Origin of the sequence: Bradyrhizobium sp. 187 (assembly GCF_023101005.1) — a bacterium.
Taxonomy (GTDB): domain Bacteria; phylum Pseudomonadota; class Alphaproteobacteria; order Rhizobiales; family Xanthobacteraceae; genus Bradyrhizobium; species Bradyrhizobium canariense_D.
This window is the reverse complement of record NZ_CP064693.1, coordinates 1,738,650-1,753,927: the sequence shown is the minus strand read 5'-3', so window position 1 is coordinate 1,753,927 and position 15,278 is coordinate 1,738,650. Positions and strand designations below refer to the sequence as shown.

At 58.9% G+C, this 15,278-nt stretch carries 15 protein-coding genes and 1 pseudogene; 7 read left to right on the top strand and 9 right to left on the bottom strand.

The window, feature by feature from the left end; all coding sequences use genetic code 11:
- Window positions 1–810: 810 nt before the first annotated feature.
- Both istB and istA read right to left on the bottom strand, forming a co-directional pair.
- Window positions 811–1,623, bottom strand: a complete 813-nt coding sequence (istB, locus tag IVB19_RS08440; protein WP_247300139.1) for an IS21-like element ISBj11 family helper ATPase IstB — start codon at window positions 1,621–1,623, stop codon at window positions 811–813.
- Window positions 1,620–3,130 (bottom strand): annotated as a pseudogene (gene istA, locus IVB19_RS08435) (IS21 family transposase). Before istA ends, istB begins: the two are co-directional and overlap by 4 nt.
- Before the next feature lie 820 nt (window positions 3,131–3,950).
- Here istA and IVB19_RS08430 point away from each other — a divergent pair.
- Window positions 3,951–4,187, top strand: coding sequence for a PilZ domain-containing protein (locus IVB19_RS08430; RefSeq protein ID WP_247475249.1), 237 nt, complete (start codon window positions 3,951–3,953; stop codon window positions 4,185–4,187).
- A 1,150-nt stretch (window positions 4,188–5,337) separates the two neighbouring features.
- Here IVB19_RS08430 and IVB19_RS08425 read toward each other — a convergent pair.
- The 3 genes from IVB19_RS08425 to IVB19_RS08415 form a co-directional block, all read right to left on the bottom strand.
- Window positions 5,338–5,571, bottom strand: coding sequence for a hypothetical protein (locus tag IVB19_RS08425; protein ID WP_247475248.1), 234 nt, complete (start codon window positions 5,569–5,571; stop codon window positions 5,338–5,340).
- A gap of 152 nt (window positions 5,572–5,723) precedes the next feature.
- Window positions 5,724–6,170 (bottom strand): hypothetical protein, encoded by a 447-nt coding sequence (locus tag IVB19_RS08420; protein ID WP_247821294.1) that lies wholly within the window; start codon window positions 6,168–6,170, stop codon window positions 5,724–5,726.
- A gap of 868 nt (window positions 6,171–7,038) precedes the next feature.
- Window positions 7,039–7,941 carry a hypothetical protein gene (locus tag IVB19_RS08415; protein ID WP_247821293.1) on the bottom strand — a complete coding sequence of 301 codons (903 nt, stop codon included), beginning with the start codon at window positions 7,939–7,941 and terminating at the stop codon, window positions 7,039–7,041.
- A gap of 1,184 nt (window positions 7,942–9,125) precedes the next feature.
- Between IVB19_RS08415 and IVB19_RS08410 the strand changes: the two genes are divergently transcribed.
- Window positions 9,126–9,335, top strand: coding sequence for a hypothetical protein (locus tag IVB19_RS08410; RefSeq protein WP_247821292.1), 210 nt, complete (start codon window positions 9,126–9,128; stop codon window positions 9,333–9,335).
- A 318-nt stretch (window positions 9,336–9,653) separates the two neighbouring features.
- Window positions 9,654–9,830: a hypothetical protein gene (locus IVB19_RS08400; protein WP_247547148.1), complete on the top strand. Its 177-nt coding sequence runs from the start codon at window positions 9,654–9,656 to the stop codon at window positions 9,828–9,830.
- 180 nt (window positions 9,831–10,010) lie between these two features.
- Here the strand turns inward: IVB19_RS08400 and IVB19_RS08395 are convergent, their stop codons facing one another.
- From IVB19_RS08395 to IVB19_RS08390, 3 genes are all read right to left on the bottom strand, one after another.
- A complete protein-coding gene (locus IVB19_RS08395) occupies window positions 10,011–10,223 on the bottom strand; it encodes a hypothetical protein (protein ID WP_085351526.1) in 213 nt (70 codons plus the stop codon).
- A gap of 231 nt (window positions 10,224–10,454) precedes the next feature.
- Window positions 10,455–10,589 carry a hypothetical protein gene (locus IVB19_RS40210; RefSeq protein WP_007595432.1) on the bottom strand — a complete coding sequence of 45 codons (135 nt, stop codon included), beginning with the start codon at window positions 10,587–10,589 and terminating at the stop codon, window positions 10,455–10,457.
- A 431-nt stretch (window positions 10,590–11,020) separates the two neighbouring features.
- Complete coding sequence (locus IVB19_RS08390) at window positions 11,021–11,266, bottom strand: PilZ domain-containing protein (protein ID WP_018459961.1); 246 nt, start codon at window positions 11,264–11,266, stop codon at window positions 11,021–11,023.
- A gap of 521 nt (window positions 11,267–11,787) precedes the next feature.
- Here IVB19_RS08390 and IVB19_RS08385 point away from each other — a divergent pair.
- The 4 genes from IVB19_RS08385 (at window position 11,788) to IVB19_RS08370 (ending at window position 14,136) form a co-directional block, all read left to right on the top strand.
- Complete coding sequence (locus IVB19_RS08385) at window positions 11,788–11,961, top strand: hypothetical protein (protein ID WP_166517574.1); 174 nt, start codon at window positions 11,788–11,790, stop codon at window positions 11,959–11,961.
- Between the two features lie 318 nt (window positions 11,962–12,279).
- The gene (locus IVB19_RS08380) at window positions 12,280–12,558 is read left to right on the top strand and encodes a hypothetical protein (RefSeq protein ID WP_247821291.1); all 279 of its coding nucleotides are present in this window, start codon (window positions 12,280–12,282) and stop codon (window positions 12,556–12,558) included.
- Window positions 12,559–12,681: 123 nt separating this feature from the next.
- Window positions 12,682–12,873, top strand: a complete 192-nt coding sequence (locus IVB19_RS08375) for a hypothetical protein (RefSeq protein WP_247402629.1) — start codon at window positions 12,682–12,684, stop codon at window positions 12,871–12,873.
- A 1,086-nt stretch (window positions 12,874–13,959) separates the two neighbouring features.
- Entirely contained in the window at window positions 13,960–14,136 is a 177-nt protein-coding gene (locus IVB19_RS08370) for a hypothetical protein (protein ID WP_247821290.1), read from the top strand.
- A gap of 735 nt (window positions 14,137–14,871) precedes the next feature.
- Here IVB19_RS08370 and IVB19_RS08365 read toward each other — a convergent pair.
- Window positions 14,872–15,216 (bottom strand): hypothetical protein, encoded by a 345-nt coding sequence (locus tag IVB19_RS08365; RefSeq protein ID WP_247363667.1) that lies wholly within the window; start codon window positions 15,214–15,216, stop codon window positions 14,872–14,874.
- Between the last annotated feature and the right edge of the window lie 62 nt (window positions 15,217–15,278).

Here is a 15,278-nt window from a genome sequence, read left to right as displayed (position 1 = left end):
GCAGGTCCTCGCCTTCCACGAACTTGCCTATGCCGAAGCACACGAACCACTTGATCGGCTGGCCAGAAAGTATCCTCTCGACCGGGAGCCAGACGATTGAGGCTGGTTGGCTTCCCGCTTCGAGGTTGAGCGGAGTGACCAGGAGTTCAACACGAGCAGATGCACTCGCCGGACGATTTTAGGAATCACTCCCGATCCTGGCCGCACACCGATCTGCCATCGGACAAGACAAAGAGAAACCCCGCCAGCATGGGGCCGCCACGATGAGGCGGTCGCCGATCCGACAATGTCCCTGCTACAGAATCATCGCTCCGTGAGGCATATCTAGGGAATGCAGGTGCAGTGTCCGAAATGTCGGGTGATAGCTGCTGTCGGGACCACTAAGTGGTTCTTCGATGGTGGCACATGTCCAGAACTCGATGGATCAGCCGCTGGCGATGCCGGGGACTATCAATAGTGCAACGTTCTCGCCAAGGCGGTGGCGGAAACATTGGCTGCCCACGGGCTTCTAAAGCGCTAGTAGCGGCCGGCCAGCGTCCGGCGGGCTGCCCGCTTACCCTCGGCACGAAGCCATTTCGCACACCGGCGAAATCTTCTTGAAACATAGCAGGTCGAAGCTGATCGCATCAGCTACGGGGATGCCACATGCTAGTCCTGATGAACCTGATTTGGCGCCGGCTTGTATAGCGCGACAATCTGGATGGGAAGCGCGCGACAATCAGGATGGCGAGTCGGTGTCGCGGCGAGGTGATGATTGCCGCGATGATTGTCGCGCGCAAGAGTTTTGTTCGCTCTGATTGTCGCGGAGCGTCAATCAGCGAGTGTTTTTGGTGTCGCGTGCGAGGATGGTCGCCCTGGACCACGCTTCCGCTCGAGCGCGGTGCGCCTGCGATAGCTTTCGACGTTCATCTCGACGATGGTGGCGTGGTGAACGAGGCGATCGATGGCGGCGAGCGTCATAGCAGGATCCGGGAAGACCCTGTTCCACTCTCCAAAGGGCTGATTGGCGGTGATCAGCATGGAACGCCGCTCGTAGCGAGCGCTGATGAGCTCGAACAGCACGCTGGTCTCGGCCTGGTCCTTGGTGACGTAGGCAAGATCATCGCAGATCAGGAGGTCGAAGCGGTCGAGGCGGTTAATGGCGGCCTCGAGATTGAGCTCGCGCCGCGCCACCTGGAGCTTCTGGACGAGATCGGTGGTGCGGGTGAAGAGGACGCGCCATCCGTTCTCGATAAGGGCCAGGCCGATGGCTGCCGCCAAGTGACTCTTGCCGCCGCCGGGCGGGCCGAACAGCAGCAGATTGGCGCCCTTGCCGAGCCAACCATCGCCGGCGGCGAGCGCGGTCACCTGTGCCTTGGAGATCATCGGCACAGCCTCGAAGTCGAAGTTGTCGAAGGTCTTTCCAGCGGGCAGCCGCGCCTCGACGAGATGGCGCTCGACGCGGCGGCGGCCGCGTTCGGCGATCTCGTGCTCGGCAATGGTGGCGAGGAAGCGGGCCGCCGGCCAGCCTTCCTTGTCGGACTGCTCGGCAAATTGCGGCCACAGCACCTTGATGGCTGGCAGCCGCAACTCGTTGAGCAATAGATTGAGGCGCGCGGTGTCAATGGTGTTGGCCGTGCTCATGCGGCACCTCCGATCTCGCCGGCACCGATGAGGCACTCATAGGTGGCGAGCGGTGCGAGCTGCACCACGACGTGCGGCACGCAGGCCGGATCGGGAGAGAAGTAAGTGCGCAGCCGGTTGAGGTCGGGCAGTCGGCCGGCATCAAGCTCGGTCGCGAGCTGATCGGCGAGTTCGGCCTCGCAGCCGCGCTCATGGGCCAGTGCGAGCAGATCGACCATGATCCGGCAGGCTTTCCTGTCCGGCAGCCGTTCGCGCAAGCAATCGAAGGTTCGGCGATAGGCATCGCGCGGGAACAGCCGATCACGGTAGACGAGATTGAGCAGCGCCATTGGCTTGCGCCGCAAGGAATGGATCACGTGCCGATAATCGACGACCTGGTCGTGCTTGCCGTTGGAATGCGGCCGCCCACGCGGCAGGGTGACGAGATGGGTGCCGCCGACGAACACGTCGAGACGATCGTCGTAAAGGCGCACCCGCAGTTGGTGCCCGATCAAACGCGACGGCACGGTGTAGAACACCTTGCGCAAGGTGAAGCCGCCGCTTGACGTCACGCGGACAATCACCTCCTCGTAGTCCGAGGTGCGGCGATCTGGCAACGCCTGCAGGGTGGCGCGCTCGTGGTCGATCCGCTTGGAGTTGCGGGCATTACGGCGGCTGACGATCTCGTCGATGAAGCCGCGATAGGCGGCGAGATCATCGAAGTCGGCAGTGCCGCGCAACAGCAGCGCATCGGCGATCGTGCGCTTGAGATGGCCATGCGAGCTTTCGATCGCCCCGTTCTCGTGGGCGATGCCGCGATTGTTGCGGGAAGGCCGCATGCCGTAGTGGGCGCAGAGGTCCTCGTACCGCCTGGTCAGATCGTCCCTCGCATTGCGATCGAGATTGCAGAAGGCGGCCGACAGGCTGTCGGTCCGATGCTCCCGCGGTGCCCCACCGAGCGACCACAGGGCATTCTGCAGCCCTTCGGCCAATGCGACGAAGCTCTCGCCACCGAGCACGACATGGGCGTGTTCAAACCCGCAATAGGCCAACCGGAAGTGATACAGGCGATGATCGAGCGGCACGCCAGCGATGGCGACCGCTCGCCCATATCGGTGAAGTCGGACAGGCCGACCTGGCCCACTTCGTGGGTCTGGCGGAAGATGACCTCCTGCTCCTCGCCGTGGATCGCCCGCCAGGCGCGGATCCGGCGCTCGAGCGTGCGGCGGATTCCAGCCCCCAGCTCAGGATGGCGTCGGAGCATCTCCTCGAAGATGGCCACGGGCCGCACGCCGGGAGCCGCCTTCAGCATCGGCACGACCTCCAGGCCGAAGACGTTGGCCAAGGGATCCGGCCGCCGCCTTTGCCGCGGTGTCTTCTTTTGCGACGGAAGGCGCAGATCCTTCTCGAGCCGATAAGCGGTCGACGAACTGAACGACGCCTTCGCGGCCGCCTCTGGCGGCGAATTGGTTTGACGGAACTTCATGTAGAGCCTCATCTGGTGATCGGTGACATGGCAGCCTGGCAACGGGTGATTCCTCTTTGGCGAGAAGAACCATCCATCACCGGCCAGCCGCGATCACCAGACGGCGCGGTCCGCTCGGATCGCGCCGTCGCCGGGCTCGTAACTCCGGTCGGGCTACGCCCTCCCTGCGTCACGAGCCCGGCGAAGCTCTCTCATCCTGATTGACGCTGCACTTCCATCCTGATTGCCGCGCCGCAGGCTTGCCTACACAATGCTGATCGGTATGCGCTCTAAGCTCGTCCGGCAGTAAGGACTAGGCGGCTGTCCGTTAGGAGGCCACCACCATGCCCAAACAGATCGCGATAGCCCTTTGGTCCTTGGCCGCTGCGTGCGTTGTCGCATTCAGCTTGGCAGCGTTGGTTGCATCACACTAGAAGCGAAAAACCCGCCAGCTCCGGTAGCCGGCGGGCTGTCTATGCCCATGCGTTGCGATACTGCGGGCCTGAGTGCCGGCGGGTTCTCAATTCCCTTCGTATCGCGGTAGTCGCCCGAAGTAGCGCGGTCTCAGCAACCGCCATCGACCCGGTCCGGTCCTGTCGGCGGCCGCAGAGACTGACGAGGGCCCTGCGGGATCGAGATATGGCTGTATGAGCGATCTCAGGCCGCTTGCGCTGGTCCAACCATTTTGCAGAAATTCGGCATACACCTTCTGCAACGATTTAATTTGATTTAATTGCGCTTTTGGTATAACGATCGGTTAAATCGCATTTCGATTTAATTAAATGGACGCCGAGATTTGATTGGCTTCCCAGATGCTCGCAGTAGGTGCCCGCGACAATCGATTTGCGCTGTGGGGGACGAACCCTTCACTCGGAGGAAGACTATGGCGCAGAACAGTTCGCATTCGACACGCATCCTAAAGTCCGGCTCAATCAGCTTCGGCCGATCAAAAGCAGCTTGCTTGATCCGCAGCATCTCTGAATACGGTGCCGCCCTTGATGTTGCAGGAGATGAAAAGATTCCCGACGAATTCGCGCTGACTGTCATGCCGGACGGTGGCCTACGTCGCTGTTCAGTCGTCTGGCGTAAAGAAAAACGTATCGCTGTCGCATTCTATTGACACGCCACCAGATCGAAGATCTTAGGGCAAAGCGCTGACTCTGGAAGAGGTATCGCCTGCGCGTCGAACGCCAAGACAAGGCCGATCCGTCTACAATAATCATACACAAAAACTGCGAGGCCGCTAAAGCGGTAAATGTGGCCCAGTACAACGTTTGCATTAACTGGCGTCAAGATGCTTCTACCGGATGCAACGGGCGCCTTTCGCTGAAATGAAAAGCCCGACGACCTGGGAGCCGGCGGGATGACCAGGATTGCGATCCGGACAGACTGCGAAATTACTTTAGCACAAAGGCACGCCAGCGAGAACCGGCGGATGGTCGGCAATCGAAAGCTTTCAAAATGCGCCCGCCTACTACGTGCTGAGCAACCGCAGGACCGAGCCGCATCACAGATCAACAGGTGGCGTACCAACCATCCGGAAACGGTAGCAGAGGCCAGGTGCCCGCGTTGTCATTCGCGACCTCGGGCATGACCTTGATGGTTCTCCGCCCACTCGCACCCTCCGTAGGAGTGGAAGAGAGGCAGGCAGCAGGCGCACGCCCGCGACCATGGGAGCGTTGCTCCGAAAGCTCCGTGCTGAAGTGGGTAGACTCGATGGAGGGCATAAAGTGCAGTCCGCGCGCTGGGAGCGCTGAAATTGAATGGAGGGAAAACGCCCGGCTCAGATCACGCCCACAATGATCAAAACTCCGACCTCGACCAGTAGGAGCGTACCCGTTGCTGCGGAGATGAAAAACCAATCACCTAATGACAGGAACTGCATGATTCGCCTCCCCAATTTGCCAAAGAAGCGGCCCCTACATCCATTGGACGGCGTGAGCAGGGGGCACGATGATGGGGCCGCTTCCAGGAGGTCCTTGACGCGTGCGTCCGGCGCCAAGCATTCGCATCCTAATCAAAATTTAAATCTCGTCTAGCATTTAATCAGTTAATTTCATTTTTTATTGTTCAATATTTAATCGGGTGACATCGGAAAGGATTGCAAGCCGCCGATCTCCTAGTTGAGCGAGCCAGGGGTGCTTTTTGGCGGCGAGCTATCTATCTGCTTTTTCGCGCCATTCGAGCAGCTAGCTCGGGCCTGACCTACATCGGGCCGCCGCCGCATGGGGTTTGTTGGTATCGACGCCCACAAAAGGAAGCGGATTAGGTCAGCGACGATCTAGACGCACCTGGAGGGGCACGACTTTGCCCATGTCGCTGTGACCGGAGCGCCGGCTTTGCAGCTTCACCACCTGCTCGAGTTCGAGAGCCTCTATGGCGAGCTCATCTGCCAAGCGTTCGAAAAGTGCGCGCTTTTGCGGGTCGCTCGATCGCCTGCTCATAAGGACCAAATCCGCGGCATCGGCACGGAGTTTGTCCAATTTTTCCCTTAGGTCCGCCATGGTATTGGCCCCGTCCTAGACCCACCTCGTCATGCGGTGACGGGATGCAGGTCAACGGCGGAACACGCTATGGGTTCTTCGTTAACCGATTGTTAGGGCGTGGACTCATGGGCGCGAAGCCATAGCAAGTCTGCTCGCCGCTTCGCTCGCAGCTACAAACCCTGCTTTGTGATGCCGGGAACGCGTTTGGGCGAAACGGTCGTTCGTCGCTCGACCTGTGCTTTGGCGTCCAGCACTTTATCGCCAGCTCGCGCGGCGCGCGGCCGGCTCACCTGGTCCGAAAGACTGGGGCCCTTTCCAAACGTTCCGACCGGGAGACCATTTGTTGCGTGACCAACATTGATGTTTCCTTTGGCCTGTGCTGCCGGGGCTGATGCGTTTCGGGTGGGTAATGAGCCGATGATCAACTGGTCCTCGTTGCTCGTACCCGTCCCAATGGCCCCGATCGGCAGGCCATTTTGCGCGTGGCCAACCCCGGCATTTCTTGCGGCCTGTGCGGCCGTCCGCGACTTTGTCGGCGTGGCGGGTTCAACGTTCGGATTGTTCAATTGATTGTTGGTGCTCGGATTTGCGCCGGTGGCGCTGTCTTTCGTCCCCATTCCGGCAGGCGCAGAGGGACCAGCGCCGGCGCTACCCGCATTCGTCCCCATTCCGGCAGGCGCCGACGGACCAGCGCTGGCGCTGCTCGCGCTTGTCCCCGTGCCCGCACCCGCCGACCCAGCATTTGCGGCGCCTCCTGGCGCGAGGACCAGCAGAGCTGAGCTGGCGACGATGGCGGCGAGCACCAAAGGGGTGGCATGGGGCATTGGACGATCTCCTTGCCAGACCGTTAACCATGATCCCCCGGCGCGGTTCCTCTGCGCCATGGCGGGTTCTGCCGCATAGTGCTGGACCGCACGCGCGCCCTCGATTGGTCGCACGCAAAGCGCAAAACCGCGCGAGCTACTATTGCCGATTCAAGGTGCCATTGCAGATTAGTCAGCAGCTCTGACGGAGGTGGCCGCTTTAATGTAACACTCGGGTTGCTTCTGCTAGCCGGACCTTCTCTCTCAGCTCCTCAAGATCCTCGAGCGCGTCGAGTAGTTGCATCAGATTGCGGGCAACATGTGCCAGATTGGGCTTAGGGCGTTTGAAGATTCGAATTTTTGGTCCCATTGCTACACGTCTCCTCGCAACGAAAATCACTGGTGCGACCGATTGGCAAGGAGCGTGCCATCTGAGCGTCCGCGGAGAGCTCCGGTGATGAGAACGCCAGTCGCGCTCCCGCCCCAAATCGAACAGGGAAGGAGAGCGCCAAAAGGCGCCGGTCGCCATCCCCCACATTGGGACGATGATCTCCCTCCCGGTTGCGAGTGAACTATGGGCAGGAAGCCGCGAGATAGCGACAGCTGCAGAGCAAGCAACAGCGCCCTCTGCCCTCCGCATCGAGGTCTCGCAGCGATCAGACGCGTTGGAAACAGTTAATCCCTAGTCCTGCACGGCCTGGTCGGTCTGCAGCGGCGCGTGTGGCCGCCCCTTGTCTTGCGCCCGCGGAACGGTTGGCACAGGTTTGCGGATCGTGGCGGCAATTGGCCTGGGCAACGGCACCGGCGTCTTGGGGCGTAGGATCTGCTCGGAAGCGTTGGTGGTGATGCCGGCCAATCGTTCTTGGACCATTCTGAGCTGTTCGCCGGCATCCGCTCTGTCTCGCACCATTTGTGCCTGGACCGCCGTAAGCTGGTCGGAGAGCTGGCCAAGGTCGCGAACGATTTGATCTTGGCTGGCCTTGAGCTGCTCGATCGCTTGCGGCGGGTTCGTAAGGTCGCCCGCCAATCCCTGGAGCACCAGCTCCGGCGAACTGGGGCCGGCGGCAGCCTGGATCGCATCGTGCGGTGTAGTCAACGGCCCCGGTTGCTGAAGTGCCACATAGGTTGCACTCGTCTGAGTGGTAGGCAGAGCCGAGGAGATCTCGGCTCTTTCTTGCGGCAACGAAGGTGAAACGGCACGCGCGGACCACCGATACATCATTGCTCTGACCGCATCGCCGTCGGATGACTGCGCTGCAAGAGCAGCTAAACAGATGCCGCTTGCCAACAGCAGACCGATCAGGCCGCGCAGTGCCGGCCTTCCGCGCGATGAGCTCGCCCCGCGGTCAGGTGGTCGAAACCATTTCGCGGAATTCTTCGGCTGAGAAGGATGGCGCGTGCCATCCTGATCTAACTTGGAAAGCTGTTCGTTGACACGCGCCAGCTGTTCATCTGCACGTGCGATCTGATCATAGGCGTGGACGAGCCGTTCATCCGCGCGCGCAACAAGCTCGACGTCTTCCGGTGAGAGCGCGGGACTATGAATTTGTGAGCCGGGATATATCGGTTTAATCGGCGAATGCATCGGCGTTCCCCATCGCACCCAATGTCACCCGGACCGAAGCCGAGCATTAAATCGGGCAGGTCCACACTCCCCAACGCCGGTTTGACCAAAGCAAGGCCACAAGATGAAAACCGGAGGGCGGATTTTCGGCGACAGCGCACAGGCTCTAATCTGTCGAGGATCTTCGGGAACGACGGACGGCGGCGCATCGCCCGGCAATCCGACGGAGCTGGCCCTCGCGGTTCGCGGGCCCATTCAAAGCGGTCGTAGTCCCCCCGACTGCACGCTTCTCCCCCAAGCCCGCCACCAAGGCATCTCGACCACTCTCGACGACCTTCCTTTGGTGGTTACAACCCTGGCGCTGCACGCCACGAACTCCGCCGCGCGCATCGAGCAGATGCCTGCCAGCGGATTCATCTTCGTTGCGGCGAATTCTTTTCCTTGTCGCGATCGTAAACCGCTTTGAGGCCGCGGCTTCGGCCTTTCTGACCCGCTCTCGTAACTCGATGAGCTGACGGTACTCGGCTTCCAGCGGGCGCGATAGGAGAACTGCGCGGCTGGTGCACGATAGTTCGAATCCATACGACGAATATCGAATCATGGAAATCCAACCCGTTTTCAGGCAACCCCCGCTAACTGGTGGTTCGGGAACAAAAATGTCCGATCGACGCGACGATATTCCGTCTCGGCAAGTTGGCAACGAATGTCACTCGTTAAGCTTGATGCTACCGAGGAGGCTGGATTGCGCCCGCGCTCGTGAACCGCCTACGCGGAAGCTGTGGGATCGAGATGATCCTGATGCGCTGGAGCATCAGTTATCACCGCGCGGTAGCTTCGCGACGGCCCGACGGAGCTTGACTTCGATGCACCGACCGCAGATCAACTCGCCATCCCCGGCCGGTGGCGCAAGAACTATCAGCTCTTCTGGCGCGAACTCTTCTTCGCAGTGATCGCAGCGGGGCATTTCGAGCATCCGCGCATTTGCTCACGCAGTTGTGGCGGAATTCGATCACCTCTTTACCCGACCGCTCGCAAGGGCTTGATCCATACCCACGGCCGAGCTGCACCAAGTTCGTTCCCAATCTGGAACGTTGCTGAAGAAATCCCGGACGTTGCAGATTTACAACCCGCGCAGCCATTCGCGATACTAAGCTCGTCCATGAGACGACCAGACATGCTTACTTCAACATGATCGCGGGGGCGAAATGTATGATGTCTATCGCAATGACAGGCGCTTCCTGCTCGTTCTAAGTTCAGGCTCTCCCGTGCCCGTGCTTTACTCTGCACATAAGTGGCGGAGGAGCAGGAAACGAGTTCTCAAGGTCAGCGACGAAATCAAGTCAGCCGTTCAGGCACAAGGCTATTACGTCCGCAGCCTGCGGATCACCAAGGAGCGAATGATCGACGTCGAGTAGGTGGCGAGCGGGTGTTCTCGTTTGCGCGTTTGATCACCAGCAACCAAGCCGCCATTATCGCGCTGTTCCGCGTCGTCAACCGCTATGTCGGCAACTTCGCACCGATGCCGCGGTGTTTCCGAACCATTCGGAACGGGCTTTTCGGAGGGTGCAGGGTGCGAGATCCTCACGATTGCGGGTGGGCATGCCGCCTAGCACGGGCGGGCCGCCCTGACGCCTCAAATGGAACTCCATGAGCGGCCCGAGATTTTGGCTTTTTCCATTGAACCTTTAATCGAACTGTCGGACGAACCTTCAATCGGAAACCGGAGGTTTCCCATGAAGCGTCTGATCTCATCTGCAATCGCCGCCGTTGCCTTCCTCATTGTTGCAACCACTATGCTGTGGTCTTACACACCTTCGGCTGAGCGCCATGTCACCCGTACAGCCATAGGTCATTGCAAGAATTTCCACAGCCTGGCCGCGACAAAAGCGTCCGAACTATTGCCTTACTAAGCGCCAGTAAAATGCGTCGAGACGATGTGACCTGTAGCAGGTGGCTGGATGCCACGCCGACATGAGAGTAGGCGAAGGCGCTGCAATGGCCCGTTGCCGGATGATGTGCTCAAGATCATTATGCGCGGGACCGAGAAAGAAGCTAATCGGGCGGCTTGAGCCGCGAACTGCTTTGGCAGCTTAGCTCGCCGCCGCGCCATCCAACCGCGCTAGCCCAGCCTCGATCACGGCGATATCCTCCTCGATCTGCTGGACGGTCGTCCGGAAATCAAAACCTGTACGTGCCTTTAGGTCCACGGCCAGTTTCCGACGCTGCATGCGGAGATCATCCAGAGCCCTCCGATTGTTCAAGCGAACGTAACCGTCCACAATCAGCTCGATTGCGTTTGGCATCCCACCCCCTGTCGTGATCGACCGGCGCCGAACCGCTTACACACTTCAAAACGGCATCTCTTCGCAAATTGTGTGCAGCAGCCCAAGCCGACCTGACGCCAGGAGAGCAAGGGGGCTGCACAGTTTAATGGAAAGACCGGCTCCCAATATCGCGATTGCGCGTTGTTCATCCCTTTCGAGATCGCCCCATGAGATGCCGTCCATCACGGGCCTCCGTCGCAAAAGAACTATTTAAAATCCAAACGCGCGACCGATCTGCCGCAGCATAGCCATGGCCGCGTCGGTGTACCGACCGTGGGTCAGGTATTGATCCACTTGCGCTGTACTGATCAGCGCAACAACGAAGACCGTGAAGCCCTTAAGCATTGGGGCGTCTCCTGAAAGAGACCGCCAACCGGGCGTGTCGAATAGACTGTTCTCAGAATGCGCTGCCGCATAATGCGACTGTATGTAAATGCTGACAGTGACCGGTAACCAATCCCTTAACCGGCGTTAGGTGCGCGCGCCAAGGGACGAGGCGAAGGCGCTGCAAGAGCCGTTGCTCATGTGCTCAAGGTCGTGATGCGAGAGTTAGGAAAGGAAGATTAGCCGCTGCACAGAGGCGCGCGGTTCCTCGATAGCGCAAACAAGAAGCGGTGAGTGTTAGTCCCCACAAAATGGAAGTCACTTCTTCATGGCGTCTGCTGCATCGGGGGACCACGAGCGGATTTCCGGTCTATTGTTTGACATCGCCCATCCATGCCAGCAAAAGAACCGCGAGTTCCATTGTAGGGCAGAGCTAACTGACTCTTCTCCGCCTAAAGATCCTCGAACGAGACCCCGATAAGATTTCCACTCAACCAGACTAGGCGGCAACTTCGGATGATGCGATCTTTCTCGAGCATTAGTTTGAATGTGGAGGCCACGTGCCGCTTCGACGGAAGCTCAACTGCTGCCCCTTCTTCCGACATGTTGACCACGCGGCAGCGTAAGCTGGCGCCGTCGCCTGAAATGTAGGCGACCTCGTCCACATCGATGCGCTCCAGCTTTCGACGTTCGATCATTTCATTATAGCCGCAACGAGATCATCTTCGCCCGATGTGCACCTTGTCTCTAGCAGCTTAAATTGTCGCGCAATCTGTGTTGCTAGGTCTGATCGTTCCTTAGCAAGAGCTTTTCTTTGCTCAAGCATGTCGTGTCCGTCACGCTCGAGCACCTGGATCAAGGTGGTTTGACCTTCGATATAAAGCTGCTTGGTTGCGATTGCTCGAGCGATAGCCGCTAGTTCATCATTGCAATCCGAAGTCATTAGCAATCTCATGGCTGGCCTGTCGGCGAGTAAAGCTACATCCTACCTGGCCTTACCTGCGAAAACGTTACACTTGTCCCAGCAGCCCGGCGCCTTCTTTTCCAACGGATTAGTTCTGAAGGCGCATACGCGACACATTCTCCCGTTTGTGCGGCGCGCCAAAGGGATTTGCCGCCTTACGTTGTCCGTACTCTTACGGACGTTGCGCATCCGCAAGCTTTGACGTCTACTTCTGATTGTTTTTATGACGATGTTTGTTTCCCGACGAGAGGGCCCATGAGCGTTAAAGCCATGATGGCGATGATCCTCCAGGACCAACTGGCCTTGCGAGGCGTGCATTCGCTAAAGGCGTCTGACTACGACCAGATCGTAGAACTTCTGATTGAGCAGCTCAGAGAGCTGGAGCTGAGCCTGGCTGTGCGAGAGATTACCGACAAGCCCCGGGAATAGCAGCAGCACCCGATTTTTTAAGGGAGGACGAAGACGAATGCGGAGATTGTTGTTCAGACACCGGTGCCCAAAGCCGACAACCGCTCCTGGCTGATCCGATAGAACAGTGGCGGATACCCGGCCAATCGGGTCCAGAGCCACGCGTTGGTGCGGCCTTCAGTCAGATCTCGTCCGTGCAGCAATCTCTTTGACCTTTATCAACGTTCGTTCGAATTCGGATTTGAGATATTGCTCGTGCGCCAGGTCTGTTGGCTTCAGAAGAAATGCGACTTTCACGAAAAAGCGGTTCAACAGCGAAGTAATTAAAAGATTGTCCGAATGTTTCGACCGGAGCGCCGTAAGTCGGCGACGCATCTCGATGAGATCAAGCGTTTCGTGGTCCGGCTGCTCTCTCAAGTGAAGCTCGCGCGACTGTCCAGCGTCGAAGTCGCTGCACCGAATATAATGGTGCGGCGACTTCGCTGGGGTGGAGCGGACAAGGACAATGTCCGTGTGCGCAAACCTAGTCCTCTAGCGCGCGGCAGCAATCACGGTCTGGAATTAAGCTTGATGTTCGTGTTGCAAGTTAATTCTGGAACTGAGCAGGGCGAACGATAGGAGGTGTTGAATTTCGGATGCACTGCCCGGGCTGTTCAATGTTGAGCGCAACGTGGACACTCCCCATCTGCTGCTTTGCCGAGCTGTCTTGCGAGTTCTTGTCTGAGGTCTTGCGTCTCCCAAATGTGCACCATCGCTCCTGACGATCTTCTTGGCGCGCTCGAAGGCGTGGCTTTCGGCTGCATCGTCGCCGACGCGAACATCCTAAAGACGTTGGCCGTCTTCCGGCTCGGCCCCAGGGCGATCATCGGCGGCTCGTGCGTGACGCCCTTCGTCTCTCGTCAGAGAGGCAAGTCGGTCCAATTGATTAGCTAATCCGGTGAGGGTCCTTGCGACGCTCTTCAACAAAATTGCTCGTTCGGTGGAAATAGCGGATGATTTAGCAACGGCCTTGTATTCAATCGCGAGTTCTTGACGTCGGGCGGCAACATACAACCAACCGCCGGTCTGTCTGGTAGCGGACACACCCACCTAACCTGAGCCGGCTCGCGGCCTTTAAATAATAAAAGGAACTTAATTTGTTTAATTGCTTTAAATTTCGTGCGGCTTAATATCCGCACGCCACCGACCGGAGCTCAAGCATGCCAAGCCCCACAGAAGACGAGGACCGCCGCGAGTTCTTAAAGACCTGCGGTAGGTTTGCCGTCGTGACGCCTCCAGCGATGACGCTCCTGCTATCAACATCGCTGACGTCTAACGCCATTGCGCGGTCTGGCGGGGGCAGCTCGCATGAGCATCACCACCACCACCATCATGACGATTAAGGCAGTGGCATTTCGATAGGCGGTGCCTTGGGCAACGCCGTAGGCGATCATGCCGGCCTTACGCCGTCGCCGGCATGGAGTGGGCGGCCCTGGGGCGCTCCTTTAGCCCCCCTGCGCTCCAGGGCGCTTTCCACAGGCGCACGACCCCGATCCGGGCGAACATCACCGGCGCGCCTCGCTCCGCGACCAGCAGCAGCACTTTCATTCTGGCCGATCGCCGACCAGCAGCCCACCTCGCTTGTTGGGCGCGAATCTGCGAACTGTATAGGCAGGCATAGGCGTGCAACAGGCTGGGGGGCCGCTGGCGTGATAGAACGGTCACGCTACCCACTGGTGAGAAGGTGGACACCGGAAGATCATCAGCGGCTGATCGCTATGGCCGCCGCAGGAAATCGACCCGACGACATCGCTCGCGCGCTGGGGCATGGACAGAACCGGCTGTGCGAGGTCGCGCGCATCTCCACAACATCCCCTTGCGATTGGTGACGCAAAAGCAGAAGTGAACCGGAGTTGAGGCGGCCTCATTCGCGCGTAGGCGGTTCGCGGGCGCATTCAAAGCGGTCGTAGTCCCACCGACTGCACGCTTCTCCCCCAAGCCCGCCACCAAGGCATCTCGACCCCTCTCGACGACCTGACTTTGGTGGTTACAACCCTGGCGCTGCACGCCACGAACTCCGCCGCGCGCATCGAGCAGATGCCTGCCAGCGGATTCATCTTCGTTGCGGCGAATTCTTTTTTCCTAGTCGCGATCGTAAACCGTTTTGAGGCCGCGGCTTCGGCCTGTCTGACCCGCTTTCGTAGCTCGATGAGCTGACGGTACTCGGCTTCCAGCGGGTCGCGATAGGAGAGCTGCGCGGCTGGTGCACGATAGTTCGAATTTCCATCCGACGAATATCGAATCCTGGAAATCGAACCCGTTTTCAGGCAACCCCGCTAACTGGTGGTTCGGAAAGAAAATGCCCGATCGACGCGACGATATTCCGTCCCGGCAAGTTGGCAACGAATGTCACTCGTTAAGCTTGATGCTGCCGAGATACGTTAAACCTGGAACTGCTACCAGAAATGGATCTGCACGTGAGCCGGCTAGCTATACGAACACGCGAGATCGAACCGCTCCGAATACTGACGACGCCAAACCACGAACATAATACCGCAAATATTCGTTGCGAGTTGCGGCCACTTCTGTTTGAGCTGTGGAGAATAGTGAAAACCAGAAGAAATAAGAGCGCAGCTCGCATTTAATCCGACGCAGTGAGTCGGAGTCCCTGAAGTGCCGGACATTTGGTTTCCACTTCTCGCGACCGCCATCGTCGGCACACTCCTTTTTCTTGCGTTCCGACGATAGCCCGCCGTGTGGCAATAAATCCTCAGCGGCCGCTGAAATCGCGGTTCCCTACGTGATGCCTTTGACTGTGCATAAACAGGAAGGTTCACTTCCAAGACAGGAGGTGGACGTGAGTACCTGGTTGCTCGTTTTTCTAGTTATTTTGAGCGTGGGCATTTTAATCGCACACGCTATCGACGCGATGCGCTCCTGAATCGCTGGACGTCACTTGCCATTTAATTGGATTTTCGTGAAGAAGACCAAAATCGCGCACTTGTCTAATCGTAAGCGCTGCTCCGCCCGAAATAGACCGGCTAAGGGCTGAGGCTTCCCGCATCGCTCGTCAACGCGCGCAGTCGCGGCGGCCCAAGCACAACCCGAAATGCCGGGGCCGTAGACGGCGCTGGCGGTATTTTGTGCGATCGCGAGATCCAAGGCCCGGCCTTGCCTGCGGGCGGCAGTCGCCTGGAAGCCGTCGATTTTGCGAATTCGAAAACCGTGAGGCCCGAGCGGCAGGTCAGCAGCAATATCTTGCTTGCCGCTCGCAGCAATCGACGCGTGGCGATCCACCGAGGGAAAGCATACAGCGAATGTGCGAAAGCGAACAGACCTGATGGGTCAATTTGACTAGT

Excerpts from the sequence above, each read along its gene's own strand:
- istB (WP_247300139.1), bottom strand. The coding sequence starts at position 1,623 with ATGAGCACGGCCAACACCATTGACACCGCGCGCCTCAATCTATTGCTC.
- IVB19_RS08430 (WP_247475249.1), top strand. The coding sequence starts at position 3,951 with ATGGCGCAGAACAGTTCGCATTCGACACGCATCCTAAAGTCCGGCTCA.
- IVB19_RS08425 (WP_247475248.1), bottom strand. The coding sequence starts at position 5,571 with ATGGCGGACCTAAGGGAAAAATTGGACAAACTCCGTGCCGATGCCGCG.
- IVB19_RS08420 (WP_247821294.1), bottom strand. The coding sequence starts at position 6,170 with ATGGGGACGAAAGACAGCGCCACCGGCGCAAATCCGAGCACCAACAAT.
- IVB19_RS08415 (WP_247821293.1), bottom strand. The coding sequence starts at position 7,941 with ATGCATTCGCCGATTAAACCGATATATCCCGGCTCACAAATTCATAGT.
- IVB19_RS08410 (WP_247821292.1), top strand. The coding sequence starts at position 9,126 with ATGTATGATGTCTATCGCAATGACAGGCGCTTCCTGCTCGTTCTAAGT.
- IVB19_RS08400 (WP_247547148.1), top strand. The coding sequence starts at position 9,654 with ATGAAGCGTCTGATCTCATCTGCAATCGCCGCCGTTGCCTTCCTCATT.
- IVB19_RS08395 (WP_085351526.1), bottom strand. The coding sequence starts at position 10,223 with ATGCCAAACGCAATCGAGCTGATTGTGGACGGTTACGTTCGCTTGAAC.
- IVB19_RS40210 (WP_007595432.1), bottom strand. The coding sequence starts at position 10,589 with ATGCTTAAGGGCTTCACGGTCTTCGTTGTTGCGCTGATCAGTACAGCG.
- IVB19_RS08390 (WP_018459961.1), bottom strand. The coding sequence starts at position 11,266 with ATGATCGAACGTCGAAAGCTGGAGCGCATCGATGTGGACGAGGTCGCC.
- IVB19_RS08385 (WP_166517574.1), top strand. The coding sequence starts at position 11,788 with ATGAGCGTTAAAGCCATGATGGCGATGATCCTCCAGGACCAACTGGCC.
- IVB19_RS08380 (WP_247821291.1), top strand. The coding sequence starts at position 12,280 with ATGTTTCGACCGGAGCGCCGTAAGTCGGCGACGCATCTCGATGAGATC.
- IVB19_RS08375 (WP_247402629.1), top strand. The coding sequence starts at position 12,682 with ATGTGCACCATCGCTCCTGACGATCTTCTTGGCGCGCTCGAAGGCGTG.